Source organism: Streptomyces sp. TRM68416 (genome assembly GCF_014596915.1).
In the GTDB taxonomy this organism is placed as follows: domain Bacteria; phylum Actinomycetota; class Actinomycetes; order Streptomycetales; family Streptomycetaceae; genus Streptomyces.
Genome location: NZ_JACVWU010000027.1, coordinates 20,933 through 34,879, shown reverse-complemented (window position 1 = coordinate 34,879; position 13,947 = coordinate 20,933). Strand labels below are relative to the sequence as shown.

The following is a 13,947-nucleotide window of genomic DNA, read 5'->3' as shown; positions in this document are numbered from 1 at the left end:
CCCACCCGCGTCGCGCCGCGCCTGCACGCAACGCTTCCCGCTGGCGCTGGGGACACCATGGGCGCTTAGCGGTGCGGGTTCGTGACCGGTGCCAGGAACGGGCTGGGAGCGCCGTGCCAGGACACACGTAGCGCCTCGCGCGCCCGTGTGCACGCCACGAACAGCAGGCTCAGCTCGCTGTTCATGTCCTGCTGGTGCTGCTGGGCGTCGACCTCCACGGAGGTCACGGCCGACTTCATCGGCACGGTTCCGTCGCTGACGCCCGCCACGGCGACGCAGCGGAACTCCAGCCCCTTCATCCGGTGCATGGTCCCGATCCGCACACCGGGGCCACCGCGCCCGGCGCCGAGCACGCACGCCGCGATACCGGCCCGTTCCAGGGCCTGTGCGATGTCCCGCCCCAGCTGGATGAAGCGCACCGCCACTCCGATGTCCTCCGCCTCTACTCCCGAGCCGGTCCAGTCCCGCACCCGGGCAACCAGGGCCTCGATCTCCTCGGGTTTGGTGGCGTGACCGGTCGTCGTGGGCCGCTCCCCGTGCATGGTGGAGCGGTACCCGGCCAGCGTCTCGTCCCCGCCGTCCATGTCGTCGGGCTCCTCGCCGGTCAACAGTGAGGAGGACCAGGCCAGGATCTCCTGAGTCGTGCGGTAGTTGATCCGCAGCCGGTGCGACCGCCCGACGACCTGGACGCCGAGCGAGCGCAGTGACACCCGGTTCCCGTAGATCCGCTGGTAGGTGTCCCCGGCGAGGAACAGATCGTCGGGGCCGGGGGCTACCAGGGCGCGCAGGAACCGCCACTGCGCGGGGTGCAGGTCCTGTGCCTCATCGACCACGACATGGCGGTACGGCCGGTCCTTCCGATCGTCCAGGATGCGTGCGGCCTCCGCACACACCTGCAGGAACGTCCACTCGCCCGCCTGGCGCAGCTGCTCCTCGAACGCGGAGACGGCCCGCCACACCTGAAGACGCTTCAGCGGCGGGAGCGCGGTGCCGCGACCGCTGCGCGGCGCCTTCAGGTACTCCTCCGGGGCTGTCAGGGACTGCGCCAGGATGATCTGACGCCATTCCTGGTCGAGGAAGACGTCCGCGAAGTCGATCCCCAGCCGACGCGCGATCCGCGCCCAGCGGGCGGTGATCTCCTTCTGGTCGAAGACCAGCTTCAGGGGTGTGCCGCCACGCTGCGCGCGGACGACCTCGTTGGCCAGGGCGTCGACGTTGACCACGCGTATCCTCGCCCGGACGTCCTCCTCCTTGACCAGCAGCCCGAGACAGCGCTCCAACTCGGCGGCGAGGTCCTTGGTGTACGTGGTGAGCAGGACGCACCCGTCGGGGGCGTCGGCGGGCAGTCGCCGCGCCAGGTGGTACGCCCGGTGCAGGGCGACCACGGTCTTCCCGGTACCGGGCCCGCCGGTCACCCGCGCCGGACCGGCGTAGCTCTCGTGGTACGCCACCCGGTACTGGCTCGGGTGCAGGAAGACCCGCCAGGCGTCGAACGGCCGCTCCAGGATCCCCTGCAGTTCGACGGGCCCCGACACCAGCGCGACCCGGCCGCGTGAACGGGCCATCGCGGTCCCCAGCTCATCACCGTCGCCGGCTGCGGGAGCCTGCGCGGCGGTCCGGGCGTACGCCTGCACCAGTTCCCGGTCGATCGCCTCGGGCTTCATACCGGTCGCGAGCCCCAGCAGCACGTCGTACTGCTGCTCCGGCAGCACCTTGTGCAGAGCCTCAAGATGATCCTCGTCGGGGATCAACCGGATGATCGGCAGGATCTCCTCGTCCACGCCGAGGCTGCGCAGCACCTTGTCCGGGTACTCGGATGCCGGGAACAGACGGGACGGTTCCTCGGCGGCCAGCGCCCGCAGCCCGGCCGTGGCCCGTTCCAGGGCCACGTCGTTGCGTATCTCGATGCCCTGGGTCGCCTCGTTCACCGACGCGCGGTGCTTGGCGGCCCAGTCGTTGGCCTTGTCGTGGGGAAGCACCTTGAGCAGCAGATAACTGCCGCCCGACTCCGCCTTCAGGACCACGCCCCGCCAGAAGTCGGTGATGCGGATGGTCCGCAGCCGCGGATCCTTCTGGTGCGTGAGCTTCTCCAGGTGCAGTCCGGCGTGCGTGGCCGCCGCGAACTTCTCGAACACCTCGAAGACACGTTTCTGGACGGGTTTCTCCAGCGCGGCGAACTCCAGCAGGAAGTCCCGGTGCATGCCGAGCGTCGCCATCCGTGCCCCCTCCAGAAGACTACGATCACTTTACTGACCGGCTCGGACGTGCGAGGCCGTTCTGTACGTGCCAGGGCGCGAAGGCGGACGGCTCGTGTCTGCCACGCTGCGAGTCAGTTGACTCGGCGGTTGCCCGGCGGAACCTCGCTCCGGTGCATCCCCACCACCACGGACCCCGGCCCCCCGGCTGCCAGACTCTCGCGTATCAGGTGGATGACGTAGTCCCACCCGGTGCCGCGCGTGCCGATCCACCCGTCCCTGAGCAGAGTGGTGAAGGTGGTGTTGTTCAGGTACCGGGGAACCGACTCCTCGACGATGCGTGTCCCACCGGACGGCCCGTCGGCCTCGGGGCGCTGAAGCAGTTCCCAGAAGTGCTCCCGCGTCAGGTACATGCCGGGGATGAGGGCGGCGGAGTTCATCATGAAAGGAGTGGTCCGGCACAGCTTGACCATGCTGGGCGTGGAGACCAGTCGCGGGTCTCCCAGCGTCGAGCCCTTCTGGCCGGCCCGAGCCCGCTCCTCCTCGGCCTTGCACTCGTTGTCCACGGCCTCCATCCGCTTCAACTCCCGCTCACCGGTGGCGTCGTGCCAGTACACCCAGCCGCGCCCGCTCTGCCGCATGCGCTTGTACTGGACCATGGCGACGCTGCGGGCCTGCTCGTTCACGTAGATCATGTCGACGCCCATGACGGTCTCGGCGTTCGTGCGGTTGGCGTTGTACACGAACAGCCGATGAGGGGATTCGGAGTTGCGGCGGTAGATCCGCCAGCCGACCTGAACGGCGTCCTCGCCTTGCATGCCGGGGAACCGCATGTAGTCATGGACGATCTGCTGATCCTCGATCTGACGGAGGGCGGGCAACCCTTCGACGAAGGGGACGGACCGGGAGCGGGGCTCGTCCCCGCTGAGCGGCTGCTGCCACGCCTCGAGCGGGTCGCGGTCCGTGCCGAACGTCTCAAGGAGGGTGCCAAGCGCGTCCTTCTCAAGGCTCCGCTGCTCACCCTCCTGCCCTGTCGGAGGGTTGGCCCCCAGGCTGCTCTCCAGGTCGTCCAGCGTCTCGTTCAGTTCCGGCCGCAGATTCCGGACGGCGGAGAGCAGTTTGTCCCCTGCCGCGGGAGACATACGACCGTCGTCGCCGAGGAACCGGCGGCTGGCCCCCATGGCGTCCTCGAGGTCGACGAGCGGCAGCGGAATCGGGAGAGCGGTGAAGTCCCGGGTGAGCAGGGCGCGTTCGTAGGTACCCGACCGTCTGCCCGGGAAGACGCTGCCCACCCCGATGATTTTGCGCTGCCCGGCGCGGGCGTGGCGGTCGGTGAAGAAGGCGAGACACCAGACCCGCGGCTTTCTCCAGTCCTTGTGCGGGTACGCGAAGGTCCGCTCGCCGCGGATCAGCCACGCTGGAGGCTTCTCGGGGAGCCGCTCCATCATCAGCGCGGTGCTGTGCACCAGAGCGACGGCGACCATCTGTGACCTCCTGGATCTTGTGGGACTGGAGGGTCAATTGTTGGCTAGGTTCCGGCCGTCAAGGCGGTGTGGCCGTCAATCGGTCATGTGAATGGCGATGATTCGACGGTGAGGGGACCTCATGAAGCGCCCGGCAACCGCGCGAGAACCCCCCTGCGCTGCAACTCTCTTATGTGGTCCGCCATCCGCCCCGGCATGGGGCCGCCGTCCAGCAGCACACCCGCCTCGATGTTGCGCTCGGCGCCCGCCGCCGTGAGGTTGGCACTGGTGAGGAAGAGGATCCGGTCGTCGGCCACCGCCAGTTTCGCGTGCAACCGACTGCCGGGAGCTGCGCGTTGGTCCGTCGGCCAGTGCCAGATCCGCAGACCTGGTATGCGGGAGAAGGCGTCGGCCGGCTCGCTCCCGGAGAGCAGCCCGCCCGCGCCTTCCAGCGTCTCCACGACGATGTCCACCGCGACCCCGCGGGCCACGGCTTCGGACAGTGCCGCGGTCAGCGGAGCGTACGAGCGGGCCGAGTAGGTCATGGCGACGAGCCGGTGCTCCGCGGCCCGGACCACCTCCGTCAGCACCTGGGCGGTGGAACGGCCAGGTGTCCCCGGTGTGGAAGGGCCGCTCCACACGGCACGGGTCTCAGTCCCCTCGCGCTGGCGGACCCAGGACGCCACATAACCGCGCAGATACGCCGCCGCCTCTGCTGAGGGCACTCCGTCCTCCGCGATCGAGGTCAGCAACGACGAGACGGTCTCCAGCGCGGCCGGTGTCTGGAGCTTGCCGAGGATGTATGCGGGGGAGCGGCCCTGAACCAGGAGTGTGGCCAGGGCCTTCGTCCGCGTGGGCCCGAGCGAGGCGGCGGCCGTCGCGACCGCCGCCTCGAAGCGCCTGCGGCTCACCCGGTCGATCCGCTCACGTGAAGTCCGTGATCAGCGCCAGCGGTTCGGTGTCGCCCGCCAGCGGGGTGATGAACCGCCGGTCCAGGAACCGGTTGCCGCGCTCGCACGTGGTCTCGGACACGAACAGGCAGGAGTGGCACGCCGCACCGTGCAGGAAGTCCTCCGGCGCCTGAGGAAGACGTTCGCCGCACAACGGATCCGAGGAGCACCGACCTGCCTTGTGCAGCGCCATCCGCACGATCCTGGCCAGCCGGTTCTCGCCGGTGCTGGGGTCCTGGTCGGCGAGGGACACCAGTCCGCCGAGGGTGCCCTCGGAGTCGGGGACGGCCGTGTAGATGAGGATGCCGGTCCGCCGCTCCTCGGCGTCGCCGCTGTAGATCCGCTCGGCCAGACTCGCGGAGTTGTAGCCGCACTCCATCGCGATGGTGCGGATGAGCAGATGGGAGAGCGTGTGCAGGGCGATGTAACGGCTGCCCGGCCACCCCTGCATCGGGTCGGAGTCGTCCTGGATCCGGTCCGACTTACGGTGCTCTCGGAACCGGCCGAAGGCCGCGGCGTGCGCGGCGAGGGCTGCGCTCGACGCGACCCGCTTCTCCCACTGCTCGATCAGCTGATCGTCCACCCGCAGAAAGAGCCCCTCGCCACGCACCTCGCTGGCCGGAATCCAGCTGCGTTCGCGCCGCCCGAGTTCGACGCGGGTGACCAGGCCCGGATCCTCCGGGTCGGGCGCGTCGAGCCGGGTGAAGCCGATCAGGGCTCGCACCTCGCGCAGTCGCTCCACCTGCCGCACCTGGGAGAAGACAGTGGACAGCGACCCGCTGAGAGAGGCGTCCACCAGCGCGAAGTCCTCCGTCGGGTCGGCGGTCTTGGCCGCGGACAGCACCTGCCACTCGGGGGTCAGCAGGTCCGGGGGACCCGGCGGCGGCTCGGCCTCGCCTTCCTCGCCCGACAGTGCCGCGCGGTAGGCGGATATGGCCTGCCAGACCTGTCCGGGCTCGTAGTCGCGCAGGTAGCGGTGGTGCTTCGACTTCTTGGCGAACATGGCGATCTCCGCCTCGTCCTCGAAGTCCTCAAGATCCGGCCAGCGATCCTCGACGAGCTTGCGCAGCGAATCGGTCCCGGTGTCGGGCAGTGCCAGCGCGCTGAGCGCCACGGGGAACCACTGGTTGGATGCGCCCACGACCAGCAGATAGGGCTGTGCGTCGCAGTTGTCGTAGACACCGTCGAACTGGGGGTGCCGACCACGGCACCGGGGCAGGTTCTCCCGGCCCTTGTCGCCCATCGCATCCCGGATGTTGCGCTTGGCCTTCTTGCACACCAGACATTCGAGAGAGACGTTGGCCGCGAGGTTGCCACCGTTGTCCCGCATCCGCAGCGTCGGATACGTCGTGTCGGGGCAGGCCCGGCCCTCGTGCACGAACTCCGTGTACGGGAACTCGTCGAGGTGCCCTCTGGTGCAAGCGAGCGCGAAGCGGGCGGCCACGGCGAGGGGCTTGCGGCCCTTCTTCTTCCGGTAGCAGTTCTCGTGGTAGAAGCGCGCCTCGTCGGGGCGGCGGGGGTTCTGGTTCTCGAATCCCCACTTGCCGGAGCCCAGGGAGGCCAGCTCATTGCACGCTGTGCAGCGCAGCCACTGCGGGAAGGGGGTCACGGGCACCCCGATCCGCGCCGCGTACCCCTTCGGGTCGGTGTCGGTGCCGGGAATCCACGGCGCGGCGCGCAGCTCGCCCACCTGGTTCGGGCCGTAGCGCCGCAGTGCCCGGTTGACGGCCCTGCGGAGCCGAGGCTCCTCGATCACCGGGTCGGGCACGCCGGCGTAGCTCCAGTGGTCGATGCCCTTGACCATGACGGAGAAGTTGGGCAGGTCGACGAGGGCGCCGACGCCGCCGGTGAACATGAGGTGGCTCGGCCGTACCGCGCCCACCCGCCTGAAGTATCCGCCGTCGCTCATGACCGCCGCCCCCTGGCCGTGCCGTTGCCGTTCCCGTCCGAGTCCGGCACCTCGCCGAACTCGTCGCCGCCCGCGGTGTCCGCGTCGTCGCCGCCCTCGGTCGGCGGTCCGAACTCCCAGGCCTTTCCGGCCGGGGCCGACAGCACCGTGTCGGCGGGCAGCAGCATGTTGATCTCGTTCTCCGTCTCGCGCATCGACTGCGGGACGGTGAGTACGTCCCATCCGCTGCCGTCCGCGTTGCGCAGCAGCCCCAGCACCGTCTGCTTCTGCCGGGTCTGGCCCCGATAGCCGAGCCTGCCCTGCTCGCTCTTCTTGGCCGACCAGGCGTCGCGCAGCGCGTCGATGCGTTCGGCGAGGTATCCGCGGGCCCGGTCCCCGTCCACCGCCTCCGCACGCGCCAGCAGCCGCCGCTCCACGTCCCGCACACGCGGATCGTCGAGGTCCACCCCCTCGGCGTCCACGTTGTCGGAGAACTCGTCGCAGGCCTGCCGGACCGCGGAGACATACGTGGCGGTGGTGCCCCGGTCGAGTGCCCGCCGCGTGAACGGGGTCACCGACAGTGCCTCCACCTGCCGGTAGAACGTCGCGTGGTAGTGCTCGAAGTCCTCGAAATGGGCGAGATCCCGGGGCCGCGCCCAGTTGTAGAGCGTGATCACGATGCCGGGCCGCTTGGCCTGCCGTCCGACACGGGACGAGGCCTGGATGTACTCGGCGGTGTTCTTCGGCTGCCCGGTGACGACCATCAGACCGAAGCGGGAGACGTCCACGCCGACCTGGAGCATCGACGTGGCCAGCACGTAATCGACCGGCTTGCGGTGCGGCATGGCGGGCAGGACCCGCGGCTGGCGCGCCTTGCCCGCGTCCCGGAACTCGTCGATGATCGCCTGCTTGCGCACCGAGGTGTCGTGCTCCGGGTTGAACCCGATCTCCAGCCGCTTGAGGGTGGCGCTGATGTCCGCCGACGAGATACGCGAGGTCAGTTCCTGGAGGTTGAGCATGTCGGTGTCGCGCAGCAGCCGGTTGGCGATGCCCCTGCGGCGTCCGTTGGCCCGCAGCCGGCTCGGCACGTCATCGTCCAAGACCCGCCGCATACCGGCGAGTTCCTTGGTCGCGTTGAAGTACCCGACCACCGTCATGTACGGATCGGCGGGAGCGCCGTAGAGGTCGAACATGTGCTGTCCGGCCAGCAGCAGGATCTCCGCAATACGGATCTCGGCCGCCTTCATGCGCACCCCGTGCGCGCATACGCCGTAGTAGCGCCGCCCCGGGTTGTCGCGGCTCACGTCGACCTGCTGGGAGAAGAAGGTGTCACCGACGTCGACCACCTGCGGCGGGAAGATCGCCAGGTCCCGGGCGAACACCCCCAGCACCTGGGCGCGGGCGTTGCGGGTGGTGGCCGTCGACGCGACGATCTTCGGCCCGGTCTCCCGGAGCTGGCCGTGGGCGTCCTTCACCCGCCAGGTGCACAGCTGGTCCACGGCCGACTCGAACAGCCCCACCGTCGTGCCCAGCGCCCCGGAGATCAGGTGCAGCTCGTCCTGGATGATGAGGTCCGGCGGCCGCAGCCGCCGCGGCATCGGCCGACTGGTCACGGCCTTGTGCTTGTCCTTCGCGTTGTGCCGGGACCCGCAGCCGGTCTCCTCGTCGAGGTCGTCGTGGCGGTAGCCGTGCCGGTCGCAGTACTCGGTCACACGCCCGAACAGCATCCCCGCATAGCCGCGCCACGGCAGCTGGGCGAGCTTGTCCACGGTCGCGATCAGCATGCTCGGCACCAGCCGGTAGATCTCCTCGTCGACCGTGAGGATCGGCAGCCCCTCACCCCGTGCCTTCATCCGCGAGAACGGGCAGGGCTCCTCGTCCTCCCCGCGCGGGCAGTACACGATGATGCGACGCCGTACGTCGTCCGGCGACACGTCCCTCCACGCGCGCAGCTCCTCGCCGCACCACGGGCAGGACAGCACCTGCAGGACGTTCGCATGCCGGCCCGAGGCGGACTCGGTGGCCTCGGCGATCTGCTGCGCCGCGTCCCCGTACCAGTTCGGCGAGACACCGGCACCGACCCACAACCCGATACGGAAGGGCCTACTGCCCCAGACCTTCTCGTCCTCCCTGCGCAGCACCTCCGCCGCGCACACCAGGGCCGAGGCACGCTGGAACTGCTGGGCCGTCAGCAGCCGCAGGGTGTACCGCATCAGCACGGCGACGCCGTCGCGCCCCTCGCGGGCGTCCTCGCCCTCCCCGGCGATCTTCTGCAGCCGCCGGATGGCGAAGGTGTAGGCCGTGAGGCCCAAGTACGCCTCCGTCTTGCCGCCACCGGTCGGGAAGAACAGCAGGTCGACCGTGGCGGTGCTGTCCGCCCTGCGCTCCTTGTGCGCGGGGTCGGTGAGCGAGCACAGGTTGAGCAGCACGAACGCGAGCTGGAACGGATACCAGCTCGCGGCCACGGGGCCGCGGCCCTTGACCTCGGCGTAAGCCGCCGCGTACGTGGGCGGCTTCTCGCCGCCCTCGGCCCGCAGCGCGGCCGTCGCCGTGGCCCGCCGCTGCATGGCCATGGCCTGGTTGGCGAAACGGAACGCTCGCAGTGCGTCCTCGTCGGCGTGCAGCAGGTCGATGCCGAGGGCGATCCTGGCGCACGCGTCGCGGGCCTCGTCGACCGCACGCAGCGCGGCGGTCCGCAGCTCGCCCGACAGCGACCGCGCCTTGGCGGCCTGCTGCTCCAGCCACCCGTCGTAGCCGTCGGCCAGCGGCTGCAGGGCTTTCAGCAGATCGTCGCGCCGCTCCCACACGGCCAGGTCGGCGAGCTTGTCCATACTCACTTCGAGACCGGCGAGCAGCGGCTGCTGCGCTGTGCTCGGCGCGACCGTGGCCGGTACGTCCTTCACCGGCAGCCAGGTCGTCTCCAGCTTGACCGCACGGCGCCCCTTGGGCAGGACCCTCGCGTGCACGGCGACGTTGCGCCCGTGCGCGTGCTTCAGCTCCTGCCGGTACAGCAGCCGCAGATGCTGCTCCTCGGGACTCTCCTGAACCCGGCCGGGCTCGTCGGACAGCGGGTCGTCGATCGGCAGGAAGACGCTGGACTGCCCATCGAAAGAGGTGACCTCCAGCTTTGTCTGGAACAGCCACTGCCCGTCCCGCAGTTCACGGGACTCCTCCAGCGCGTTGATCAGCGAGACGTCGACGAAGCGCAGGTTGTCCGCACCGTCGACCGTGCCGGGACGCTCCCGCACATGCACGTCGAGCCGGATGCAGGGACGATTCGGGTCGCTCTCGTCGTCGCCCTCCAGGACGGTGCGGAAGGTGCCCGGGGCGTCGACGGGGACGTCCACCTCGTGGCGCGCCGGCTCCCGCGACCACGTGCGCACTGTCCGTCCGTCGTCGGTCTTGCTGTCGCTCTGCCGGTACCGACCCCAGGACGCGACGACACTGAGCATGCCCACATCGGCCGGCACCAGGAAACTCAGGCCCATGGACGACGCCCACAGCCGTCCGGCCGCCTGCGGGGTGAGCCGGTTCGCGAGCTCCGCGTCCTGCCCGTCGCCCTCCCCGCTGACCTCGGTCTCCGCCTGGCCGACCGCGACCTTGACGGGCTGGTCGGTCGGCGCGGGGCGGGGCCCGAGAAGCCCGACGAGGTAGCGGTCACGGGGCCCCGCGCTGTTCGGTGGCAGCGCCTCGGTCTCGTTGTCCGCCCACGGCCCCAGCAGGTCCCATGAGATCAGGTCGCCGAGCTCCTCCCGGACGTCGTACGGCGCCCCGGACCGGAAGGTCTGCGGGACCTCGTCGACGGGGTGGGGAACGCCTGGCTCCGGAGCGGGGGCGTTCTGTGGTGACGGCATGCGCGTTTCCCTCCCTGGGTGCTGACCGGCACCCTCGAACAACGATAGGGCGGCTCACTGACAGAGTGATGCCGCGATGAACTGCGCAGCCTAAGCATTACATCCGTGTACTCAGTTCACAAGTGACTTCTTCTGTCGTGCGGCGTACAGTGATGCCCGTCCGGCAACAGCTGACACATTCTCAACAAGGGTGTCAGCACACGCAGTTACAGGGGTGGGAAGTGGACAGCGGCAGGGACTTCTCCGGTGCCAGAGCCGAGTGGTGGGAAAGCGTCGTCCAGGAACTGGCGACCGAACTGGACTTCGCCTGCCCGGGGACGGAACGATTCCTCCCCGGGGATCTGGGAGACCTCACCCTCGTACAGGCCATGCTCATGGCCCGCACCGCGCTGCGTGAACAGCGGGTGGCCGCCGCCACCGACATCGCCAACGAGCTCTACTCACTCTGGCCGGACCGGGAACCACCCCTGGAGGACTGCGCGGACCTGGTCGCCCGCCTCCTGCGCCACCTGCACGAGCACTCCCTCCCGCTGCTGCGCCCCTGGCGGAGTTTCGACCTGTGGAGCGGGCTGCTCCAGCTGTACACCGCACGTCGCGCCGCCGCCGTCGGAGCCCTGCGTACGGCCCGCGAACTGGACGAACGCTGGGCGCTCGACCCGAGGGCGATGAGCGACGGTTCCCTGGACAGGCCCCTCGACCCGGGAGCCCGCTGGCAGTCCTTCGCCGCGTATCTGCGCGCCACCCAGCGGGACAATGTCACGGGAGCCGCCCTCGGGCTGCTGGAGCGGGCGCCCGTCGCCGAGCAGCTGAGCCGCTCGGCCCAGTACCTCGCGGAGTACCTCGGAGGGGCGAGGCACCTCGTCGCGCTCGGCAGCGGAAACGAGATCGTGGAGTACGTACGCCTGCGAGCCGACGAGCTGAGCTCCGGCACGGGCGGCGGCCTCTGGGCGGATGTGTCGGCCGCGGCGGCGGACTACGGCAGGGTCTGTCGGCGCGTACGCGACGGCCTCACGACGTACGAGCAGGAGCTGTTCCAGCAGGCCCACGGCTCCCGGCAACGCGACTGGGAACCGCTGCTGGAGGCCCACCTCGTGCGCGACGCGGGCGCAGGGCCCCACCCGAGGCCGCTCCTGCCCGACCCGCAGGCACCGGCACCCGGCTGGATGACGACCATGGTCGAGCTGCGCGCCGAGTCCAACCGGGGCGCGACACCGAAGACCTTCACCTGGCACTCCCTGCCCGGCCACACCCCGTGGTGGTTCTGTGCCGTGCGCCCCGGCCCCGAGGAGCACATGGCGGCCAAGCTCGGCCACGACGGCCGGATCCAGTTCGAGATCAGCAAGGACCAGCCGGGAGACCTGCTCGTCGGCCTGCCGGACGACGAGCCCGAGAGCTTCCTCCACCACCTGCGCTTCCGGTACGACGAGAACAACCGCGACGACCTGTCCCGGCTGCTGATGCTCGCCACGACCGGATTCGCCCGCCTCGACATCCTCGCCGCGCGCCAAGCGGGCGGGCTCCGGGTGCTGCGCACGATCCGGGTGGACGTACCCGGGCAGGTGCGGGACCTGTGCGGGGAGTACGCGTACGCCAGGCTGAGGGCGCTGGGCGGCGAGGTCGGCGAGCCCGGGGCGGACGAGCTGACGCCGCGGAGTCCCGGGCGCGGCGGCGCCGGGCCGTGGGACGACGCGGCTGAGGGGGACGGCCTGGCGGTGAACGAGGACCTGAGGCGCGAAGAGGAGTCGGCTCCCGTCTTCGACGGGGGGCTCTTCCAACGCGACGACATGCTGTTCTGACTACGGGGCCGTCTCCGGTGATCAGCCCCTGGAGCAGGTCCGCTCTCCGGGTGTCGGACAGGCACTGACCTCCAGCTCGCACCAGACCGTCTTGCCGGAGGGCGGATACGGCTCGACACCCCAGCGAGTGGCGAGGCTCTGGACGAGCAGCAGCCCGTGCCCACCTTCGCGGCGGGTGGTGGCGCGGCTGGTACACGGATCGGCGTCGGGCCCCGCCTGCTCGGACGGCTGCGGCAGGCGTTCCCCACGCGGATCGGTCACCTCGACCCGGAGAACGGTCGGGCGTGCGGTGAGAGGTTCGTGGGGCTGGGCCGGGGTGTCGTCCACGGTGAGGCGAAGCCGGAAGTCCCGGCCGGACACCTGGCCGTGCAGGACAGCGTTCGACGCCAGTTCGGCCACGAGGAGCGCGGCGGTCTGTGAGGTATCCGATCGGCGCGGCCAGCCCCAGGCGTCGAACTGGTTCACTGCCAGAAGACGGGCCAACCGCGCCCCTCGCCGGGTGGAGCTGAACTGCTGGGTGAAGGTGCGGGTGGGGCTGGGGTGCGCGAGTTGCGCGGGGGAGTGGCTCGAAAGGGAATTCACAGGGTAACCGTCCCGTCACGCATCTAATCTGAACAGGACACTTGGGAGTACGCCCTGCCGGTGTACGAGGCGGGTCCGCCGTTGTACGGGTGGCCGACCGTGACGCGTCGGGCGTTACGGGAGTTGGTCCGATCCCTGTCGAGTCCGAGGAGTGTGCGTATGGGCGACCGCCACGCTGTAAGGCGCAAGAGCGGCGGTGGGGGAGGCGGCGGTGACGACCGCCCCCGCATCTGGACGGGGTACGGGAAGCTGGTCAAGCACTTCCGTGAGCTGGCCGGAATGACCCAGTCGGAACTGGCCGATGCCGTCGGCTACTCCTGCGAGCAGGCCGCCTCCATCGAACAGGGCCGGCGCCCAGCGAAGGCCGCGTTCACGGAGGCGGCAGAACAGGTGCTGAATGCGGGTGGTGCGCTGCGGGCACTCCAGGAGGACGTGGACCTGGCGCGACTGCCGCTGTTCTTCCAGGACTTCGCGGCGATCGAGGCGGAGGCGGTGAGCCGGTTCTCGTACGATCCGCTGCTGATCCCGGGGTTGTTGCAGACGGAGGAGTATGCGCGGGCCCTGATCTCCGGGCACTGTCCGCCCTTGAGTGACGAGACCATCGAGCAGCACGTTGAAGCGCGCCTTGACCGGCAGCGACTGCTGACTCGGGAACCCAGCGTGGAGCTCTGCTTCATCATCGGCGAGGCCGCTCTGCGCAACCCCATCGGCGGTGCCGAGGTCATGTGCGCCGCGTTCAGGAAGATCCTCAAGCAAGCCGAGTTGCGCAACGTCGAAGTGCAGGTCATGCCGATAGAGGGAGGCTTCCATCCAGGGCTCAACGGTCCGTTGGTGCTGCTGGAAACGCTGGAACATCAACACGTCGGCTACATCGAATCGCAGGAGATCGGCGTGGTCGTGACCGACCCGTCGAAGGTCAGCGCGTTCGGGTTGCGATATGGCAAGCTGCGGTCGCAGGCTCTCAACGTCGCGGAGTCCGCACGGCTCATCGAACAACTGGCAGGGGAGCTATGACTGTTGACCATGAGCATCCGGCGTCGTCTGGACTGATCTGGTTCAAGAGCACGTACAGCGGGTCGGGGGGAGGTGACTGCGTCGAAGTCGCGATAAATTCGGGAATGGTGCACGTGCGCGACTCGAAGGACAGCATGGGGCAGCAGCTCACGTTTACCGGCCCGGCCTGGAAGGAGTTCCTTGCCACCGCGACCGAGTCGTAGCC

9 protein-coding genes are annotated in these 13,947 nt (G+C 69.7%); 3 read left to right on the top strand and 6 right to left on the bottom strand.

All coding sequences use genetic code 11. The annotated features are described in order from the left end of the window. Positions 1-65: 65 nt before the first annotated feature. The 5 genes from ICC28_RS33180 to drmA all read right to left on the bottom strand — a co-directional run bounded on the left by ICC28_RS33180 (position 66) and on the right by drmA (position 10,350). A complete protein-coding gene (locus ICC28_RS33180; protein ID WP_188292502.1) occupies positions 66-2,216 on the bottom strand; it encodes a UvrD-helicase domain-containing protein in 2,151 nt (716 codons plus the stop codon). A gap of 113 nt (positions 2,217-2,329) precedes the next feature. Then, complete coding sequence (locus ICC28_RS33175) at positions 2,330-3,679, bottom strand: hypothetical protein (protein WP_188292501.1); 1,350 nt, start codon at positions 3,677-3,679, stop codon at positions 2,330-2,332. Positions 3,680-3,798: 119 nt separating this feature from the next. Then, positions 3,799-4,569: a DISARM system phospholipase D-like protein DrmC gene (gene drmC / locus ICC28_RS33170; RefSeq protein ID WP_188292500.1), complete on the bottom strand. Its 771-nt coding sequence runs from the start codon at positions 4,567-4,569 to the stop codon at positions 3,799-3,801. A gap of 13 nt (positions 4,570-4,582) precedes the next feature. Beyond that, on the bottom strand, positions 4,583-6,517 hold the full coding sequence (drmB, locus tag ICC28_RS33165; RefSeq protein WP_188292499.1) for a DUF1998 domain-containing protein: 1,935 nt from the start codon (positions 6,515-6,517) through the stop codon (positions 4,583-4,585). Then, on the bottom strand, positions 6,514-10,350 hold the full coding sequence (gene drmA, locus ICC28_RS33160; protein WP_188292498.1) for a DISARM system helicase DrmA: 3,837 nt from the start codon (positions 10,348-10,350) through the stop codon (positions 6,514-6,516). Before drmA ends, drmB begins: the two co-directional genes overlap by 4 nt. Before the next feature lie 221 nt (positions 10,351-10,571). Between drmA and ICC28_RS33155 the strand changes: the two genes are divergently transcribed. Next, entirely contained in the window at positions 10,572-12,146 is a 1,575-nt protein-coding gene (locus tag ICC28_RS33155) for a hypothetical protein (RefSeq protein WP_188292497.1), read from the top strand. A gap of 21 nt (positions 12,147-12,167) precedes the next feature. Here the strand turns inward: ICC28_RS33155 and ICC28_RS33150 are convergent, their stop codons facing one another. Further along, complete coding sequence (locus tag ICC28_RS33150) at positions 12,168-12,728, bottom strand: ATP-binding protein (protein WP_188292496.1); 561 nt, start codon at positions 12,726-12,728, stop codon at positions 12,168-12,170. 159 nt (positions 12,729-12,887) lie between these two features. Here ICC28_RS33150 and ICC28_RS33145 point away from each other — a divergent pair, with 159 nt between their 5' ends. Both ICC28_RS33145 and ICC28_RS33140 read left to right on the top strand, forming a co-directional pair. Next, positions 12,888-13,742, top strand: a complete 855-nt coding sequence (locus ICC28_RS33145) for a helix-turn-helix domain-containing protein (RefSeq protein ID WP_188292495.1) — start codon at positions 12,888-12,890, stop codon at positions 13,740-13,742. Next, positions 13,739-13,945 carry a DUF397 domain-containing protein gene (locus tag ICC28_RS33140; RefSeq protein WP_188292494.1) on the top strand — a complete coding sequence of 69 codons (207 nt, stop codon included), beginning with the start codon at positions 13,739-13,741 and terminating at the stop codon, positions 13,943-13,945. Before ICC28_RS33145 ends, ICC28_RS33140 begins: the two co-directional genes overlap by 4 nt. The last annotated feature ends 2 nt before the right edge of the window (positions 13,946-13,947 follow it).

What these genes read in the sequence shown, in the direction of transcription:
- ICC28_RS33180 (WP_188292502.1), bottom strand. Translation starts at nt 2,216, where the DNA reads ATGGCGACGCTCGGCATGCACCGGGACTTCCTGCTGGAGTTCGCCGCG.
- ICC28_RS33175 (WP_188292501.1), bottom strand. Translation starts at nt 3,679, where the DNA reads ATGGTCGCCGTCGCTCTGGTGCACAGCACCGCGCTGATGATGGAGCGG.
- drmB (WP_188292499.1), bottom strand. Translation starts at nt 6,517, where the DNA reads ATGAGCGACGGCGGATACTTCAGGCGGGTGGGCGCGGTACGGCCGAGC.
- drmA (WP_188292498.1), bottom strand. Translation starts at nt 10,350, where the DNA reads ATGCCGTCACCACAGAACGCCCCCGCTCCGGAGCCAGGCGTTCCCCAC.
- ICC28_RS33145 (WP_188292495.1), top strand. Translation starts at nt 12,888, where the DNA reads ATGGGCGACCGCCACGCTGTAAGGCGCAAGAGCGGCGGTGGGGGAGGC.
- ICC28_RS33140 (WP_188292494.1), top strand. Translation starts at nt 13,739, where the DNA reads ATGACTGTTGACCATGAGCATCCGGCGTCGTCTGGACTGATCTGGTTC.